This window comes from Streptomyces sp. NPDC001536 (genome assembly GCF_042894505.1).
GTDB lineage: Bacteria > Actinomycetota > Actinomycetes > Streptomycetales > Streptomycetaceae > Streptomyces.
In genome coordinates this window covers 149307-166604 of the sequence record NZ_JBIAVQ010000008.1, presented here as the reverse complement: position 1 = coordinate 166604, position 17298 = coordinate 149307, and the positions used below count along the sequence as shown (strand labels likewise).

14 protein-coding genes and 1 pseudogene are annotated in these 17298 nt (G+C 69.7%); 8 read left to right on the top strand and 7 right to left on the bottom strand.

From position 1 onward, the window contains the following. Nucleotides 1-133: 133 nt before the first annotated feature. Nucleotides 134-1288, bottom strand: coding sequence for a betaine/proline/choline family ABC transporter ATP-binding protein (locus tag ACFY0U_RS22705; RefSeq protein WP_388638528.1), 1155 nt, complete (start codon nucleotides 1286-1288; stop codon nucleotides 134-136). Between the two features lie 211 nt (nucleotides 1289-1499). Here ACFY0U_RS22705 and ACFY0U_RS22700 point away from each other — a divergent pair. After that, nucleotides 1500-1700, top strand: a pseudogene (locus ACFY0U_RS22700) (hypothetical protein); the annotation flags it as partial. On the opposite strand, the gene ACFY0U_RS22695 reads toward ACFY0U_RS22700, so the two are convergent. The 6 genes from ACFY0U_RS22695 to rhaI all read right to left on the bottom strand — a co-directional run bounded on the left by ACFY0U_RS22695 (nucleotide 1673) and on the right by rhaI (nucleotide 9383). Then, nucleotides 1673-2341 (bottom strand): lactate utilization protein C, encoded by a 669-nt coding sequence (locus ACFY0U_RS22695; RefSeq protein ID WP_388638526.1) that lies wholly within the window; start codon nucleotides 2339-2341, stop codon nucleotides 1673-1675. The pseudogene ACFY0U_RS22700 and the gene ACFY0U_RS22695 overlap by 28 nt on opposite strands. After that, nucleotides 2338-3816: a LutB/LldF family L-lactate oxidation iron-sulfur protein gene (locus ACFY0U_RS22690; protein ID WP_388638524.1), complete on the bottom strand. Its 1479-nt coding sequence runs from the start codon at nucleotides 3814-3816 to the stop codon at nucleotides 2338-2340. Before ACFY0U_RS22690 ends, ACFY0U_RS22695 begins: the two co-directional genes overlap by 4 nt. Beyond that, nucleotides 3813-4568, bottom strand: a complete 756-nt coding sequence (locus ACFY0U_RS22685) for a (Fe-S)-binding protein (protein ID WP_388638522.1) — start codon at nucleotides 4566-4568, stop codon at nucleotides 3813-3815. Before ACFY0U_RS22685 ends, ACFY0U_RS22690 begins: the two co-directional genes overlap by 4 nt. Nucleotides 4569-4639: 71 nt before the next feature. Beyond that, a complete protein-coding gene (locus ACFY0U_RS22680) occupies nucleotides 4640-6064 on the bottom strand; it encodes a rhamnulokinase family protein (protein ID WP_388638520.1) in 1425 nt (474 codons plus the stop codon). 5 nt (nucleotides 6065-6069) lie between these two features. After that, nucleotides 6070-8109 (bottom strand): bifunctional aldolase/short-chain dehydrogenase, encoded by a 2040-nt coding sequence (locus ACFY0U_RS22675; protein WP_388638518.1) that lies wholly within the window; start codon nucleotides 8107-8109, stop codon nucleotides 6070-6072. 113 nt (nucleotides 8110-8222) lie between these two features. After that, complete coding sequence (gene rhaI, locus ACFY0U_RS22670; RefSeq protein ID WP_388638516.1) at nucleotides 8223-9383, bottom strand: L-rhamnose isomerase; 1161 nt, start codon at nucleotides 9381-9383, stop codon at nucleotides 8223-8225. Nucleotides 9384-9677: 294 nt separating this feature from the next. Here rhaI and ACFY0U_RS22665 point away from each other — a divergent pair, with 294 nt between their 5' ends. The 7 genes from ACFY0U_RS22665 (at nucleotide 9678) to ACFY0U_RS22635 (ending at nucleotide 17295) form a co-directional block, all read left to right on the top strand. Next, nucleotides 9678-11195: a sugar ABC transporter ATP-binding protein gene (locus ACFY0U_RS22665; protein WP_388638514.1), complete on the top strand. Its 1518-nt coding sequence runs from the start codon at nucleotides 9678-9680 to the stop codon at nucleotides 11193-11195. Beyond that, nucleotides 11192-12232, top strand: coding sequence for an ABC transporter permease (locus ACFY0U_RS22660; RefSeq protein ID WP_388638513.1), 1041 nt, complete (start codon nucleotides 11192-11194; stop codon nucleotides 12230-12232). The genes ACFY0U_RS22665 and ACFY0U_RS22660 overlap by 4 nt, the downstream gene beginning before the upstream one ends. After that, nucleotides 12225-13199 (top strand): ABC transporter permease, encoded by a 975-nt coding sequence (locus ACFY0U_RS22655; RefSeq protein ID WP_388638511.1) that lies wholly within the window; start codon nucleotides 12225-12227, stop codon nucleotides 13197-13199. The genes ACFY0U_RS22660 and ACFY0U_RS22655 overlap by 8 nt, the downstream gene beginning before the upstream one ends. A 96-nt stretch (nucleotides 13200-13295) precedes the next feature. Continuing rightward, entirely contained in the window at nucleotides 13296-14375 is a 1080-nt protein-coding gene (rhaS, locus tag ACFY0U_RS22650; RefSeq protein WP_388638510.1) for a rhamnose ABC transporter substrate-binding protein, read from the top strand. 17 nt (nucleotides 14376-14392) lie between these two features. Beyond that, nucleotides 14393-14713: an L-rhamnose mutarotase gene (locus ACFY0U_RS22645; protein WP_388638509.1), complete on the top strand. Its 321-nt coding sequence runs from the start codon at nucleotides 14393-14395 to the stop codon at nucleotides 14711-14713. 52 nt (nucleotides 14714-14765) lie between these two features. Continuing rightward, nucleotides 14766-16190 carry a BNR repeat-containing protein gene (locus ACFY0U_RS22640; RefSeq protein WP_388638507.1) on the top strand — a complete coding sequence of 475 codons (1425 nt, stop codon included), beginning with the start codon at nucleotides 14766-14768 and terminating at the stop codon, nucleotides 16188-16190. Between the two features lie 79 nt (nucleotides 16191-16269). Further along, nucleotides 16270-17295: a LacI family DNA-binding transcriptional regulator gene (locus ACFY0U_RS22635; protein WP_388638505.1), complete on the top strand. Its 1026-nt coding sequence runs from the start codon at nucleotides 16270-16272 to the stop codon at nucleotides 17293-17295. The last annotated feature ends 3 nt before the right edge of the window (nucleotides 17296-17298 follow it).

Here is a 17298-nt window from a genome sequence, read left to right as displayed (position 1 = left end):
GCCCTCCAGGGGCGCGGGGCTGTGTTGAACTTGCGGCTACCGCCGCGCGGGCGCGACCAGCCACAACGCACCCGCAGTCGACAAACGGCCGACACACCCCACGCACCCCATCACGCCACACCCAGCGGAGCGCTCACGCATCGGCCACCGAATCGAACCGCACCTGCCCCCGCGCCACCCCCAACGCATCCGCGTCCACCGATCTCCGCAACGCCTCATGCAGCTTCGCCGGAGTCAGCACCCCCAGGAACCGCGCCCCGTCCAGCACCGCGACCCACCCCGCGTCATGCTGGAGCATCACGCCGAACGCCTGCTTCAGCGGCGCGCCCACCGGCACCCAGGCGTTCATCCGGTGCGCCCGGTCGCCCACCGTGCCGCCCGCCCCGAGGTCGTCGACGCCGACCCAGCCGTGCAGTGCGCCCTCGTCGTCCAGGACGACGGCCCAGCGTGCCCCCTCCCCCCGCAACCGCTCCGCCGCTGTCCCGGCGGGCTCGTCCAGGCGGGCCAGCGGCGGCTGCTCAAGGTCGTCGGCCTCGATCTCCGTCACCGACAGCCGCTTCAGCCCACGGTCGGCGCCCACGAACTCGGCCACGTACGGCGTCGCCGGCGCCCCGAGGACCGACCCGGGCGTGTCGAACTGCTCGATCCGCCCCTGCCCGTACACGGCGATCCGGTCACCGAGCCGCACCGCCTCCTCGATGTCGTGCGTGACCAGCAGCACCGTCTTGCGCACCGCGGCCTGCATCCGCAGGAACTCGTCCTGCAACTGCTCGCGCACCACCGGGTCGACCGCACCGAACGGCTCGTCCATCAGCAGCACCGGCGGATCCGCGGCCAGCGCCCGCGCCACACCGACCCGCTGCCGCTGTCCGCCGGACAACTGGTCGGGATAGCGCGGCCCGTACCGCTTGGGGTCCAGGCCCACCAGATCGAGCAGCTCGGCGGCGCGCGCCCGCGCCTTCGCCCGCTTCCAGCCGATCAGCGCCGGCACGGTCGCCGTGTTGTCGAGGATCGTGCGGTGCGGGAAGAGCCCCACCTGCTGGATGACGTAGCCGATCCGGCGCCGCAGCCGCACCGGGTCGACGCCGGCGATGTCGTCGCCGTTCACGAGGATCCGTCCCGAGGTCGGCTCGATCAGCCGGTTGACCATCATCATGGTGGTCGTCTTGCCGCAGCCGGACGGGCCCACGAGCGTGACGAGTTCACCCTCGGACACCTCGAAACTCAGGCCGTCCACAGCCGTCGTACCGTCCGGATACCGCTTGCTGACCTGCTCGAACCGGATCATGCACTCACGCTAACGGCGTGCGTGGCCCGCCGCCTTCCCGTGAGGTCCCACCGGCTGGCGATGAGTGGGTTCCGGATTTGAACGGTTTCAATCATGGGCGCGAAACTCTCACTGCTCAGCCCGTAGACAGGCTTACCGATCGCCACCAGCTTCAACGGTCAATCGAGCTGAATCGATACAACTCGAAATGAACGCCTGGACGGCCGAGGACCGCGAACTGACCTACCGGGCCGCGGTCCCCGCCAACAGCACGGCCACCCTGCGTATCCCCACGAGCGACCCCGGCACCGTCCGCGAGGGCCGGACACCCCTGTCACGCGTCCGGGGCGTGGAGTACCTGGGCTTCGCGGACGGCATCGCGTCCTACCGACTGCCGTCCGGCCGTTACGAGTTGACATCCTCGCTCGACTGATCGCCCACCAGCACCACCTCCAGGGTGCGCGGGCCGTGCACCCCCTCGACCCGGTCCAGCTCGATGTCACTGGTCGCCGAAGGGCCGGAGATCCACGTCAACGGGCGGGCCGGGTCGAGGCGTTCGAGAGCCTGGGGCACGGAGGAGACGACCTGCTCCGGGACCTGTACGACGCAGATGTGGTGGTCGGGGACGAGGGTGATGCGGCGGCGGCCCTGGTCGGGGGAGCCGTCCAGCACGATCGTGCCGGTCTCGGCGACGGCCACCGCGCACGCCGTGACCACACTGTCGATCCGGTCCAGCTCGTGAGGCGTGCTCTCGATCCGGTCCGGCACCTGCTCGGCCTCGGTCTCGGCGAGCCAGGACGGTTCGAGACCCGGCGGCACGAGCACCGTCCTCGCGCCCCGCGCAGCCAGCATCCCGGCGATCGTCACCGCCAGGTCGTCGGCGGTGCAACGGTGCACGATCGCCCGGTAGTCGGCGAGGTTCTCGGCCAGCAGATCGACGCTCTGCGCGACACTCCGGTCGCCGTGCTCGCGCAGATAGTCCCGCGAGACCGCCTGCTCGTACGGCGTGTCGTCCTGCTGGACGTCCGCCAGCGCGCGCCGCACCCGGCCCAGGATCCGTTCCCTGCTGCTCACTTCGCCCCGTCCTTTCCGCCGTTGGTGCGCTGCCACCAGTCCCGGAACGGCTCGGCCGGCACCGGCGGCAGATCCCGGGTGCCGCTCCACGCCTTGCCGGGGCCCGGCAGCCTGCTCGGGTGGAGGCGGCGGGTGCGGGAGGCGAGGCGCTGGCCGGTGCGCAGCGCGCCGGGGTGGGCGAACGCCCAACGGGCCGCCCGCATCGCCGCGCGCTCGGCGGCATGTCCCTTGGCCGGCTTCAGCACGACCTTGTTGCCCTCGCGGACCACCGGACCGCCCTCCACGACCCGCTCCCGCAGATGCACCAGCACCTCGGGGATGTCGATGGCGACCGGGCACACCTCGTAGCAGGCCCCGCAGAGCGAGGACGCGTACGGCAGCGAGGCGTCGATCTCGCTTGCCGTGCCCCGGAGTTGGGGGCTGAGGATGGCGCCGATGGGGCCTGGGTAGACCGAGCCGTAGGCGTGGCCGCCGGCCCGCTCGTAGACCGGGCAGACGTTCAGACACGCAGAGCAGCGGATGCAGCGCAGGGCCTGGCGGCCGACCTCGTCGGCGAGGGTGTCGGTGCGGCCGTTGTCGATCAGGACCAGGTGGAAGGTCCGGGGACCGTCCTCGTCCGAGGTGCCGGTCCACATCGAGGTGTACGGGTTCATGCGCTCGGCCGTGGACGAGCGGGGGAGTGTCTGGAGGAAGACCTCCAGGTCCTGCCAGGTCGGCAGGATCTTCTCGATGCCGACGACCGAGATCAGCGTCTCGGGCAGGGTCAGACACATCCGTCCGTTGCCCTCGGACTCCACGACCACCAGCGTGCCCGTCTCGGCGATCATGAAGTTGGCGCCGGAGACACCGACCTTGGCGCGCAGGAACTTCTCGCGGAGGTGGAGCCGGGCCGCTTCGGCGAGTTCGGCGGGCGTGTCGGTGAGGCCCTCGGGGGCCGGGCGCCCCCACTCGCTCATCTCGCGCTCGAAGATCTCCCTGATCTCGCCCCGGTTGCGGTGAATGGCGGGCACGAGGATGTGCGAGGGCCGGTCCTTGCCCAACTGCACGATGAGCTCGGCGAGATCGGTCTCGTAGGCGCGGATACCCTCTTCTTCGAGAGCCTCGTTGAGCCCGATCTCCTGCGTGGCCATCGACTTGACCTTGACGACCTCCGACTCACCCGTCTCCTTGACGAGTTCGGTGACGATCCGGTTGGCCTCGTCGGCGTCGGCCGCCCAGTGGACGACACCGCCCGCGGCCGTCACCGACTCCTCCAACTGCACGAGGTAGCGGTCGAGATGACGCAGCGTGTGGTCCTTGATCCGCTTGCCCGCCTCCCGCAGCTCCGCCCAGTCGGAGACCTCGGTGACGGCCTTCTCGCGCTTGGCGCGGATCGTGTGCGTCGCGTGCCGCAGATTCCCGCGCAGGGTCTGGTTGTTGACGGCGTCGTGCGCGGCCTCGGGGAAGGCCGGCATCCCTACGAACGTTCCGCTCATGTCGCCGGCTCCTCCTCCGTGCCCGCCAGGATCTCCGCGATGTGCACGGGCCGCATGTCCGTGCTCAGCCGGGCCATCGTGCCGCCGATGTGCATCAGACAGGAGTTGTCCGCCGCGCACAGCACATCGGCGCCGGTCGACTCGGCGTTGCGCACCTTGTCCGCGCCCATCGCCGCCGAGACATCGGCGTTCTTCAGCGCGAAGGTGCCACCGAACCCACAGCACTCCTCCGCACCCGGCAGCTCGACCAGTTCCAGCCCCTTCACGGCCTGGAGCAGCCGCCGGGGCCGGTCACCGAGCCCCAGACCGCGCAGCCCGTGACAGGTCGGGTGGTAGGTCACCTTGTGCGGGTAGTACGCGCCGACATCCGTGACCCCGAGGACGTCCACCAGGAACTCGGTGAGCTCGTACGTCTTCGGGACCACGGGCGCCAGCGTGGTCGCGAGGCCGTCCCCGCGCCCCTCGGCCCGGGCCCGCTCACCCATCCGCGGATACAGCTCCCGCACCATCGCCCCGCACGATCCCGACGGAGTGACGATCGCCTCGTACTCCCCGAAGACATCGGAGAAATGCCGGGCCATCGGCTCCGCCTCATGGCGATAGCCGGTGTTGTAGTGCGCCTGCCCGCAGCAGGTCTGGGCCATCGGGAAGTCGACCTCGACGCCCAGCCTGGTCAGCAGTTTCACCACGGCGCGTCCGGTGTCCGGATAGAGCGTGTCGTTGACACAGGTCAGGAACAGGGCGACACGCATCGCGGCTCCTTGTGATCGATCATCGGATGAGTGAAGCGTAGTGCGGCTGCGAGGTGTCGGGGAGACCCCGCTCACCGATCGGCGAGCCGGGCCTCCGCCTCGCGCCACGGTGCGGTGTCCCCCTGGGGCTCGTAGCGGGTCAACGGCTGGGTACGGGTGAGCAGTCGCCGTCCGTCCGCGAGATCGCCGACGAGCCCGTGGGCCCGCGCCTGGACCAGGACGTTCCCGAGGGCCGCCGCCTCCGTCGGACCCGCCACCACCGGCAGCCCGCAGGCGTCGGCGGTCAGCTGGCACAGCAGCGCGTTGCGGGTACCGCCGCCCACGACGTGCACGACATCGACCGGATGCCCGGCGAGCCGCTGTGCCTCGGCGATCGCCCTGCGGTGCGCGAGGGCCAGCGAGTCCAGGATGCAGCGCGTGATCTCGGCGGGCGAGACGGGCACCGGCTGCCCCGAGACACGGCACGCCTCGGCGATCCGCTCCGGCATCCGCCCCGGCGCCAGGAACGCCGCGTCCCCCGCGTCCACGACCGACCGCAGCGCCGGCACCTTCGCCGCGTCGAGGAGCAGCGCCCCCAACTCCGGCTCGCCCCAGGCCCGTACGCACTCCTGGAGCAGCCACAGCCCCATGATGTTCCGCAGATAGCGGACCGTGCCGTCAAGGCCCAGCTCGTTGGTGAAGTTGGCGGCCCGGCTCTCCTCGGTGAGCACGGGCGCGTCCAGTTCGAGGCCGGCCAGCGACCAGGTGCCGGTGCAGATGTAGGCGAACCGCTCGCCCCCGGCCGGCACGGCGGCCACCGCGGACGCCGTGTCGTGCGAACCGACGGCCGTCACCGGCACGGGTCCGGCGAGCCCGGTCTCCTCCAGCACCTCCGGCCGCAGCACGCCGGCCGGATCACCGGGCCGGCGCAGCGGCGCGAAGAGGTCCAGGTCGATCCCGAGCCGCGCGGCGATGTCGTACGACCACGCGCGCGTGCGGGGATCGATCAGCTGGGTCGTCGAGGCGTTGGTGAGCTCGGTGCCCTGCTCGCCGGTCAGCCAGTACGTGAGGAGGTCGGGGATGAGCAACAGCCGCCGGGCACCGGCGAGTCGGTCGGCGACGAGCTGGTACAGCGTGTTGAAGGGCGCGTGCTGGAGCCCGGTCGCCGCGTAGAGCTCGGGTGCGGGCACGGTGGCCCACACCTTCTGCGCGACCCCCTCGGTACGGGAGTCCCGGTAGTGCACCGGGTTGCCGAGCAGCGCCCCGTCGGCGTCCAGCAGCCCGTAGTCCACGGCCCAGCTGTCGATGCCGACCGAGTCGACCTGGCCGGCCGCCCGGAGTCCGTCCAGGACACCGCCGTAGAGCGAAAGGATGTCCCAGCGCAGCCCTTCGGGCACCCGGACCGGGCGGTTCGGGAATCTGTGGGCCTCGGTCAGCTCCAGGCTGTCCGGGCCGACGCGGCCGACCATGACACGTCCGCTGGACGCGCCGAGGTCGACCGCGGCGTACGACTTCACGCCCGTCACCGCAGGAAGGCGGCCGCGACGCCGGCGTCGACGGGGATGTGCAGACCGGTGGTGTGGGTCAACTCCCCGCCGGTGAGGGCGAAGACGGCGTTGGCCACGTGCTCGGGCAGCACCTCGCGCTTGAGGATGGTCCGCTGCGCGTAGAACTCGCCCAGCTTCTCCTCCTCCACGCCGTACACGGCGGCACGCTGAGCACCCCAGCCGGCGGCGAAGATGCCGGAGCCGCGCACCACGCCGTCCGGGTTGATGCCGTTGACCCGGATGCCGTTCTCGCCCAACTCGGCTGCGAGCAGCCGTACTTGGTGGGCCTGGTCGGCCTTGGTGGCGGAGTAGGCGATGTTGTTGGGGCCGGCGAAGACGGCGTTCTTGGAGGCGATGTAGACGATGTCGCCGCCCAGCTCCTGCGCGATCATCACCCGGGCGGCCTCGCGGGAGACGAGGAAGGACCCCCGGGCCATGATGTCGTGCTGGAGGTCCCAGTCCTTGGCCGAGGTCTCCAGGAGAGGCTTGGAGATGGAGATCCCGGCGTTGTTGACGACGAGGTCCACCCCGCCGAAGGCGAGCGCGGCGGCCTTGAAGGCCTCGGCGATCTGCTCCTCGGAGGTCACGTCCACGGTCACTGCGACGGCCTTGTCGGGGCCACCGAGCTCCTCGGCGACCGCGGAGGCGTTGTCACCGTTGAGATCGGCGACGACGACACACGCGCCCTCGGAGACGAGCCGGTGCGCGATCGCCTTGCCGATACCGCTGCCCGCACCGGTCACCAGCGCGACCCGCGTGGCGAGCGGCTTCGGCCTGGGCATCCGCTGAAGCTTGGCCTCCTCCAGAGCCCAGTACTCGATACGGAACTTCTCGGACTCCTCGATGGGCGCGTACGTGGAAACGGCCTCCGCTCCGCGCATCACGTTGATGGCGTTGACGTAGAACTCGCCGGCCACCCGCGCGGTCTGCTTGTCCTTGCCGAAGGAGAACATGCCCACACCCGGGATCAGCACGATCGCCGGGTCCGCACCGCGCATCGCGGGGGAGTCGGGCAGCGCGTGCCGCTGGTAGTAGGCGGCGTACTCCTCGCGGTACGCGGCGTGCAGCTCCTTGAGCCGGGCGACGGCCTCGTCCAGCGGCGCGGCCGGCGGCAGGTCCAGAACGAGCGGCGCCACCTTGGTCCGCAGGAAGTGGTCCGGGCAGGAGGTGCCGAGCGCGGCGAGCCGAGGGTGCTCGGCGGAGGCCAGGAAGTCGAGCACCACGTCGGAGTCGGTGAAGTGCCCGACCTGCGGCTTGTCCTGCGAGGCGAGGGCACGCACATACGGCGCGAGAGCGGCGGCCCGCTCGCGCCGGGCCGAGGCCTCCAGCGCACCGTAGCCCTCGATCACCGGCCCGAAGGGCTCCGCCTTGCCGCGCTCCTCCAGGAACGCCTCAGCGGTCCGGATGATGTGCAGCGAGTTCCGCTCGCACTCCTCGGAGGTGTCCCCCCAGGCGGTGATCCCGTGCCCGCCGAGGATGCACCCGACGGCCTGCGGGTTGGCCTCCTTGACCGCGGCGATGTCCAGCCCGAGCTGGAACCCGGGCCGCCGCCACGGCACCCACACCACGCTGTCCCCGAAACACTCGGCGGTCAGCTTCTCCCCGTCCGCGGCACAGGCGAGCGCGATCCCGGAGTCCGGATGCAGATGATCGACATGCGCGGCGTCGACGAGCCCATGCATGGCGGTGTCGATGGAAGGCGCCGCCCCACCCTTGCCATGCAGGCAGTAATCAAAGGCGGCGACCATCTCGTCCTCACGCTCGACGCCGGGATACACGTCGACGAGCGCCCGCATCCGATCCAGCCGCAACACAGCCAGCCCACACTCGGTGAGCGTCCCGAGGTCACCCCCGGACCCCTTGACCCACATCAACTCCACATCACCCCCGGTGACGGGATCGGTGTCGGTGCCCTTCGCGGACGCGTTGCCCCCGGCGTAGTTGGTGTTACGGGGATCAGCACCGAGCCGATGAGACCGGGCCAGCAGAGCAGCGGCTTCAGGATGGATGGCCATGAACTCTCAGTCCTTCTGAACAGAGGGGAAGTGGAGACACCTAGGGGCGCGGGGAACTGCGCGACCAGCCACATCCGGCCCGCACCCCGCAGACGACAGAACCCGGCAGACGCTTACGCGCCCCACCCGGCCTGCTCCCCACCAACACGCTCGGCAACGATCTTCTCGGCCCACCCGGACCGCGCATACGCAGCGATGGGATCCGCGTCCAGCCCCATCTCCTCACGCACCTCACGCAGCAACGGCCGCACATCCGTGTTGTACGCGTCCATCACCACGGCATTGGCACCGAGGACATCCCCCGCAGCCTGCGCAGCAGACAGCGCCGCCCCATCGACCAGCAGCGCCTTCGCCGTCGCCTCCTGCACATTCATCACCGAACGGATGATCGCCGGAATCTTCGCCTCGATGTTGTGGCACTGATCGAGCATGAACGCCACGTCAGGAGAGAACCCACCCCCACGCACCACCTCGTACATGATCCGGAACAGCTGGAACGGATCGGCCGCACCCACCATGAGGTCGTCGTCCGCGTAGAACCGGGAGTTGAAGTCGAAGCCGCCGAGCTTCCCCTCCCGCAGCAGCGTCGCGACGATGAACTCGATGTTGGTCCCGGGCGCGTGATGCCCGGTGTCGACCACGACCTGTGCCTGCGGCCCCAGCTTCAGGCAGTGGGCGTACGCCGTCCCCCAGTCCGGCACGTCCGTCGTGTAGAAGGCCGGCTCGAAGAACTTGTACTCCAGCAGCATCCGCTGCCCCTCACCCAGCCGCGAGTACACCTCGGAGAGGCCCTCGGCCAGCCGGTCCTGACGGGCCCGGATGTCGTCCTGCCCGGGATAGTTCGTACCGTCGGCGAACCACAGCTTCAGATCGGTCGAGCCGGTCGCGTCCATGATGTCGACGCACTCCAGGAGGTGGTCCACCGCCTTGCGCCGCACCGAGGCCTCGGGATGGCAGATGCTGCCGAGCTTGTAGTCGTCGTCCTGGAAGGTGTTGGAGTTGATCGCGCCGAGCTTCACTCCGCGCTCCTCGGCGTGCTTCGCCAGCGCCGCGTAGTCGTCGACCTTGTCCCAGGGGATGTGCAGCGCGACGGTCGGGGCGACACCGGTGAAGGCGTGCACCTGCGCGGCGTCGTCCAGCTTCTCCCGCGGCGTACGCGGAACGCCCTGTTGCGCGAACACCTTGAAGCGGGTTCCCGAGTTCCCGTACGCCCACGACGGCGTCTCGACTGCCTGGGTCTTGAGCGCGGCCTTCACCGCGGCGAGCTCGGTCACTTCAGGGCTCCTGTGACGTCGGTTCGGAAGGCTTCTGAACTGCTCCAGGAAGCGTTCCGAGAAAGCTTCGGTGTGAAACGATTCAAGACGGGAAGCTATGAGGAGCCCGCAGGGGTGTCAACCCCTGCGACCAAGGCTGTTGCCCGTGACCCGGCTGTGACCTACGTGCATCGAAATATTTTCGACACGAACCCATTGACGTGACATGCACCGCATGCCTAACGTCCCGGCAACCAAGTTGAAACCTTTCACGACGCCGTGAGGCAGGGCCCGGGCGTCGTCGAGGAGCCCCTCATGACCCACCCGTCCGACGCGGGTCCGGCCCCGGTGCTGGCGCTCGAGGACATCTCGAAGTCCTTCGGTGCCGTACGCGCCCTGCGGGACGTGTCCCTGGAGCTGTTCCCCGGCGAAGTGCACGCCCTCGCCGGCGAGAACGGCGCGGGCAAGTCGACCCTCATCAAGACCCTCGCGGGGGTGCACCGGCCGGACGCCGGCCAGGTGCTGCTCGACGGCGCGCCCGTCGTCTTCCACGGCCCCGGCGACGCCCGCGACGCCGGCATCGCCGTGATCTACCAGGAGCCCACGCTCTTCCCCGACCTGTCGATCGCCGAGAACATCTTCATGGGCCGCCGGCCGCGGCGCGCGCTCGGCCGCATCGACCACAAGGCCACCCACACGGCGACGGCCGCCCTGATGCGGCGGCTCGGCGTCGAACTCGACCCCGACCGTCCCGCACGCGGTCTGTCCATCGCGGACCAGCAGATCGTCGAGATCGCCAAGGCGCTCTCCTTCGACGCCCGCGTCCTGATCATGGACGAGCCGACCGCGGCCCTGACCGGCAGCGAGGTCGCCCGTCTCTTCGGAGTCGTGCGCACCCTGCGCGAACAGGGCGCCGCGGTGCTCTTCATCTCCCACCGGCTGGAGGAGATCTTCCAGATCTGCCAGCGGGTCACCACCCTGCGCGACGGCGCCTGGATCGCCAGCGAGCCGATCGAGGGCATGACCGAGGACGACCTCGTGCGCCGGATGGTCGGCCGCGATCTCGACGAGCTCTACCCCAAGCAGGACGTCGAGGCGGGCGAGGTGGCGCTCAGTGTGCGCCGGCTGACCCGGGAGGGCGTCTTCACCGACGTCTCCTTCGAGGTGCGGCGCGGTGAGATCGTCGGCCTCGCCGGACTCGTCGGCGCCGGCCGTACCGAGGTCGCCCGGGCGGTCTTCGGCATCGACCGCTGGGACGCGGGGGAGGTCGACGTCGACGGCAGGTCCCTGACGAACGGCGCCCCCTCCACGGCCATGGCCGCCGGGCTCGCCCTGGTCCCCGAGGACCGGCGGGCACAGGGCCTGGTGATGGACATGTCCATCGAGCGCAACATCGGCCTCACCGGACTCCGTACGACCGTGAAGGCCGGCCTGATGGACCGCGGCGCCGAGCGCAGCCGTTCCCTCGACTGGGCCGTCAAGCTCCAGGTCAAGTACGCCCGGATCGCCGACACGGTCAACACCCTGTCCGGCGGCAACCAGCAGAAGGTCGTCCTCGCCAAGTGGCTGGCCACCGGCCCCAAGGTGCTGATCGTCGACGAGCCCACCCGAGGCATCGACGTCGGCACCAAGGCCGAGGTGCACCGGCTGCTCAGCGAGCTGGCCGCCGACGGAGTGGCCGTCCTGATGATCTCCTCCGACCTGCCCGAGATCCTCGGCATGGCCGACCGCGTGCTGGTGATGCACGAGGGCCGCCTCACCGCCGAGATCCCGCGCTCCGAAGCCACCGAGGAAACCGTGATGGCCGCAGCCACGGGGAGGGCCGCCGCATGACGGTGACCACCACCGACAAGACCCCCGTCGCCGAGGTGCCCAAGTCCAGCGGCACCCGGCTGGTCGACCGTGTCTTCAAGATGCGCGAACTCGCCATCCTGGTCGTCTTCCTGGTGATGATCGGCGTCACCCAGGCGGGCAACAGCGAGTTCCTGTCCGAGCAGGGCATCAAGGACCTCCTGCTCAACGCGACCATCCTGGTCCTGGTCGCCACCGGCCAGTCGCTCGTCGTCATCACCCGCAACGTCGACCTGTCCGTCGGCTCCACCCTCGGCATCACCGCCTTCGCCGCCGGTACGTATCTCCAGGGCGGCGGCAACTCCGTCGTGGCGATCGCCCTCGCGGTGCTGCTCGGCATCGGCTGCGGACTGGTCAACGGACTGCTCGTCAGCCTCGGCCAGGTGCCCGCGCTCGTCGTCACCCTCGGCACCCTCTACATCATCCGCGGCATCGACTCCATCTGGGTCGGCTCCCGCCAGATCACGGCGGCCAACCTCCCGGACGGGTTCATCGACTTCGGCTCCGGCGGCATCTCCGCGGTCCCGTACCTGGCGCTCATCGCACTCGCGGTGCTGGTGGCCACCGCCTACTACCTCAAGCACTTCGGCAGCGGCCGTGAGCTGTACGCCCTCGGCTCCAACCCCGAGGCCGCCCGGCTCGCCGGCATCCCCGTCCGCAAGCGGATCCTCGCCGCGTACACCTTCTGCGGGGCCCTCGCCGGACTCGCCGGCGCGATGTACCTGGCCCGGTTCGGCAACGTCGACTCCGGCACCGGCAACGGCTACGAACTCACCGTCGTCAGCGCGGTCGTGGTGGGCGGCGTCGTCTTCACCGGCGGCTCCGGCAGCGTCTACGGCGCCGCCCTCGGCGCCCTGCTGCTGACCTCCATCAACAGCGTGCTGCCCGCCCTCGGCGTCAGCTCCGTGTGGGTGCTCGCCATCAACGGCATCCTGCTCATCCTCGCCATCGCGGTCGACCGGGTCGTCGCGCTGCGCGTGGCCTCGGCCCTGAAGAAGAGGAACGCCCGCCATGCCTGAGTCTCTTACGCGAGCGATCCGTTGGGACACGGTCGTCGGCGCCGTTCTGATCGTCGTGCTGCTGCTGTCCTTCGGAACGGTCGACGGTTTCGGAAACTCCTTCAACCTGTCGTTCCTGATCGGCAGCACGCTGCCGATCGCCCTGATCGCCCTTCCGATGACCCTGCTGGTCGTCTCCGGCGAGATCGATCTCTCCGTCGCCTCCACCGCCGGTCTGTCCGGCGCGGTGATGGGCGCCCTGTGGAACCAGGGCATGACGATCGAGACGATCATCCCGATCTGCCTGCTGCTCGGCGTGGTCTGCGGTCTCGTCAACGGCCTGCTCGTCACCCGGCTCGGGCTGCCCTCCCTCGCCGTCACCATCGGCACCCTCGCCGCCTACCGGGGCATCGCACAGATCGTGCTCGGCTCCGACGCGGTGACCGACTTCCCGACCCAGTACCTGGACTTCGCGTCGGGACGCATCGGGGACACCTTCATCCCGCAGGCCTTCCCGCCCTTCCTCGCGCTCCTCGCGATCGCCGTGGTCGTCCTGCACGCCACGCCGTTCGGACGGTCCACGTTCGCGATCGGCGCGAGCGAGGAGGCCGCGCGGTTCGCCGGCATCCGGGTCAAGCGGCAGAAGCTGATCCTGTTCACGGTGACGGGGCTGATGGCCTCGCTCACGGGGATCTTCTGGGCGTTCCACTACGCGAGCGCCCGCTATGACAACGCGACCGGGCTCGAACTGTCCGTCATCGCGGCGGTGCTGCTCGGTGGCATCGACTTCGACGGTGGCAAGGGCACGTTGGGCGGTGCGATCGCCGGGGTGTTCCTGCTCGGGGCCCTGCAGAACGTGATGAGCCTCCAGGACGTCTCCGCACAGTCGCAGATCGTCGTTACCGGTGTCCTGCTGGTGCTGTCCGTACTGGGGCCGCGAGTTGCCAAGCAGATCTCCATCGCCAGGGCGCAAAGGCTGACGTCCTAGCGCCGTTTGAAGCTGCGGGTGCGCTGTGGCTGGTCGCGCAGTTCCCCGCGCCCCTGAAGGGGCGCCTCCGCTCACCCTCGTCAAAAGGAAACCATCATGCGTAAGTCATCCCTCCGCCGTGCCTGCGCGGCCCTCGCCGCCGGAACCTCTCTCGCCCTGGCGCTCACCGCATGTGGTGGCACCACCAAGAAGGACGTCGAGAACGAAGGGGCCTCCGCCGCCTCCACCGCCAAGGCCGACCCGAACGCGGCCACCAAGAAGGGCCTGACCGTCGGCTTCCTGCCCAAGCAGGTCAACAACCCCTACTTCACCTCCGCCGACAAGGGCGGCGAGGCGGCCCTGAAGGAGCTGGGCTCCGGCTACAAGGAGGTCGGTCCGTCCAACGCCACCGACACCGCCGGGCAGGTGAGCTACGTCAACACGCTCACCCAGCAGCAGGTCGACGCGATGGCCATCTCCGCGCAGGACCCGGGCGCCCTGTGCACCGCGACCAAGCAGGCGATGAAGAACGACATCAAGGTCGTCACCTACGACTCCGACACCAAGGCCGACTGCCGCAACGCCTTCGTCTCGCAGGCCTCCGCCGAGGACCTGGGCCGTACCGAGGTGCAGCTGCTCGCCGAACAGATCGACTACAAGGGCGAGATCGCGATCCTGTCCGCCGCGCAGACGGCGACGAACCAGAACACCTGGATCGAGTTCATGAAGGACGAGCTCAAGGACCCCAAGTACAAGGACATCAAGCTCGTCAAGACCGCGTACGGCAACGACGACGCCCAGCAGTCCTTCCAGCAGACCCAGGGCCTGCTCCAGGAGTACCCGAACCTGAAGGGGATCATCTCCCCGACCACCGTCGGCATCAAGGCGGCCGCCCAGTACCTGTCGGGCTCCAAGTACAAGGGCAAGGTCAAGCTGACCGGCCTCGGCACCCCCAACGACATGCGCAAGTACGTCAAGAACGGCACCGTCGAGGCGTTCGAGCTGTGGGACCCGGCGAAGCTCGGCGCGCTGGCCGCGCAGACGGCCGTGGCGCTGGTCTCGGGCCAGATCACCGGCGCGGAGGGCGAGACCTTCAAGGCCGGCGGCACCACCTACACCATCGGCAAGGACGGCGTGATCAACCTCGGCAAGCCGACCGTGTTCGACGCCAAGAACATCGACCAGTTCAACTTCTGAGTTCCCAAGGGGTGTTGATGCAGCGCGTGTGCTTCCTGCTGAAGGTCAGGGCCGAACGCCTCGACGAGTACCGCGAGCGGCACGCCGCCGTGTGGCCCGAGATGCTCGACGCACTCTCGGCCACCGGCTGGCACAACTACTCGCTCTTCCTCAGAGAGGACGGCCTGTTGGTCGGCTACTTGGAGACCGAGGACTTCGAGGCCGCCGTGGCCGGCATGGAAGCCACCGACGTCAACGCCCGCTGGCAGGCTGAGATGGCGCCGTTCTTCGAGTCGCTGGACGGCGCCCGGCCCGACGAGGCCATGAAACCGCTCACCGAAGTGTTCCACCTCGCCTGACATCTCTTCGCCTGACGCCTCTCGCCTGACTTCCCCATCAGGAGCCGCACCGATGAGAAGACGCACGCTGCTGGCAGGTGCCATCGTGACCGCCATGTCCACCTCCGCCCTCGCCAACGGCACCGCCCGCGCCGCCGACCCCGGCCCCTCGGTCACCCGGACCGGCACCACCACGCTCGACAGCCAGGCCGTCTTCTTCGTCTCCTACGACGGCCTGGTCAACAACAACTCGTTCCAGAAGAACGGTCTGTTGACCTACAAGGGCTACCAGTACGCCGTCTGGTACACCGCGAACAAGAACGCCGTCGTCGGCCGCCGCGTCCTCGGCGGCAGCACCTGGTCGACGGTCCAGGTCGGCCACACGCTCAAGGCCAACGACTCCCACAACGTCATCTCCATGGGCGTCTCCAAGGTCGACGGCCGCCTCCACCTCAACATGGACTCCCACAGCGACGGCTTCACCTACGTCAAGTCGGTGGCCGGCCTCATGGACAACCCCTCCGGACTGACCTGGACGGCGAGCCGCTTCGGCGCCCCCCAGTCCACGCTGGACGGCCTGGCCCCGACGAGCCAGTTCACCTACCCCCAGTTCATCTCCACCCCCGACGGCAAGCTCCAGCTCAGCTACCGGGTCGCCGTCTCCGGCAACGGCCGCAACGCCCTCGCGGAGTACGACGGTTCGACGTGGACGGCACTGGGGGAGTGGTCCAGTTCCACAGGTACGTACACCAGCGAGCACGGTTCGAGCACGGCCCGCAACATGTACCTGCACGGCATCGACTACGACGTCAACGGCCGGCTGCACTCCTTCTTCACCTGGCGCGAGCAGAACGGCGCCGTGATGTGCTCCGGCGGCGGCATCACCAACCACGACACCGGCTACGTCTACTCCGACGACCGCGGCCGCACCTGGCGCAACAACGCCGGCACCGTCGTCGGCACCACCGGCGGCTCCGACAAGGTCGCCGTCACCGACAGCGGCCTGGTGGTCGACTCGCTGAACCCGGACCACTCCCTGATGAACCAGGAGAGCCAGTTCACCGACTCCGCCGGCCGGCCGCACGCGATCATCAGCTACGTACCCGGGCGCTTCGGCCAGTGCACCACCGACTACGTGTCCGACCGCACCGCGAACGGCCGCGCCTTCCATGTGCGCAAGAACGCGTCGGGCACCTGGCAGAAGACGGAGATCCCGGTCCCGCTCAACTCCAGCCAGCGCACCAAACTGGTCCTCGACAAGTACGACAACGCCTACGCGATCTTCCCGTTCGGCAGGATCGCCGGAGCGTCCGCGGCCTCCGGATACACCGACTGGAAGATCCTCTTCGACGGCAGCGGCCTCAACGCCTTCGGCGAGGTCGTGATCGACGAGATGCGGATCAAGGCCGACCACGTCCTGTCCTTCATGTACCAGCAGAAGTCCAGCGGAACCACGCCCTCGGCACTGCACGTCGTCGACTTCGCGCTTCCCGCGTGAGAGAAGTCGCCCGGGGACGGCGGGCCGGTACTGTGAGGGCCTGCCCGCCGCCCCTCGTTCACCTGGAGGTCCCTGCCTGATGGCCCAGTCGGTGGGTATCAAGGACGTCGCCCGTGCCGCCGGAGTCTCGGTGGGCACGGTGTCGAACGTGATCAACCGTCCGGACTCCGTCGCCACCGAGACCCGGGCCCGGGTCCTGTCCGCGATCGACCGGCTCGGTTACGTCCGCAGCGAGTCCGCGCGCCAGCTGCGCGCCGGCCGCAGCCGGATCATGGGGCTGCTCGTCCTCGACATGGGCAACCCGTTCTTCGTGGACGTCGCCCGCGGCGCCGAGCGGGCCGCCCGTGACGCCGGACTCGGCGTCATGGTCTGCAACAGCGCGCAGAGCCCCGGCGAGGAGGCCGAGTACCTCTCCCTCTTCGCCGAACAGCGGGTCCGGGGCGTCCTGCTCACCCCCGCCGACGCGACCGGCCGCAACATCGAGGGCTTCCGGCGCCACGGCATCCCCTTCGTCCTCGTCGACCGCGTCGCCGAGGGCACCACCGAGTGCTCCGTCTCCGTGGACGACGTCGCGGGCGGCGCCCTCGCCGTGCGTCATCTCATCGACGCCGGACACCGCAACATCGCGTACGTCAGTGGCCCGCCCGGCTTCAACCAGGTCCGCGACCGCCGCACCGGCGCCCTCAACGCGCTCGCCGAGGCGGGCCTCGCCCCCGACGTGCTGCGCGAGCTGCCCACCGAACGCCTCGACGTCGCCGCGGGCCGGGATGCCGGCGCCCGTCTGCTCGGCCTCACCGACCGCCCCACCGCCGTCTTCTGCGCGAACGACCTCCTGGCCCTCGGCGTGCTCCAGGCGATGTACGCGGCCGGGATCAACGTCCCCGACGACCTCGCCATCGTCGGCTACGACGACATCGAGTTCGCCGCCGCAGCGGCCGTCCCCCTCACCTCGGTCCGCCAGCCCGCCGTCACCATGGGCGCCCTGGCGGCCGAGCTGCTGCTGGAGGAGACGGAGGCGGAGACCGCGCCGCGCCGCCACGAGCACCGTCGGGTGGTGCTCCAGCCGGAACTCGTCGTACGGCGCTCGAGTCTCTCCGCCCGCTGATTC

What these genes read in the sequence shown, in the direction of transcription:
- rhaS (WP_388638510.1), top strand. Translation starts at nt 13,296, where the DNA reads ATGCGTAAGTCATCCCTCCGCCGTGCCTGCGCGGCCCTCGCCGCCGGA.
- ACFY0U_RS22660 (WP_388638513.1), top strand. Translation starts at nt 11,192, where the DNA reads ATGACGGTGACCACCACCGACAAGACCCCCGTCGCCGAGGTGCCCAAG.
- ACFY0U_RS22635 (WP_388638505.1), top strand. Translation starts at nt 16,270, where the DNA reads ATGGCCCAGTCGGTGGGTATCAAGGACGTCGCCCGTGCCGCCGGAGTC.
- ACFY0U_RS22690 (WP_388638524.1), bottom strand. Translation starts at nt 3,816, where the DNA reads ATGAGCGGAACGTTCGTAGGGATGCCGGCCTTCCCCGAGGCCGCGCAC.
- ACFY0U_RS22655 (WP_388638511.1), top strand. Translation starts at nt 12,225, where the DNA reads ATGCCTGAGTCTCTTACGCGAGCGATCCGTTGGGACACGGTCGTCGGC.
- ACFY0U_RS22665 (WP_388638514.1), top strand. Translation starts at nt 9,678, where the DNA reads ATGACCCACCCGTCCGACGCGGGTCCGGCCCCGGTGCTGGCGCTCGAG.
- ACFY0U_RS22675 (WP_388638518.1), bottom strand. Translation starts at nt 8,109, where the DNA reads ATGGCCATCCATCCTGAAGCCGCTGCTCTGCTGGCCCGGTCTCATCGG.
- ACFY0U_RS22640 (WP_388638507.1), top strand. Translation starts at nt 14,766, where the DNA reads ATGAGAAGACGCACGCTGCTGGCAGGTGCCATCGTGACCGCCATGTCC.
- ACFY0U_RS22705 (WP_388638528.1), bottom strand. Translation starts at nt 1,288, where the DNA reads ATGATCCGGTTCGAGCAGGTCAGCAAGCGGTATCCGGACGGTACGACG.
- ACFY0U_RS22685 (WP_388638522.1), bottom strand. Translation starts at nt 4,568, where the DNA reads ATGCGTGTCGCCCTGTTCCTGACCTGTGTCAACGACACGCTCTATCCG.
- ACFY0U_RS22645 (WP_388638509.1), top strand. Translation starts at nt 14,393, where the DNA reads ATGCAGCGCGTGTGCTTCCTGCTGAAGGTCAGGGCCGAACGCCTCGAC.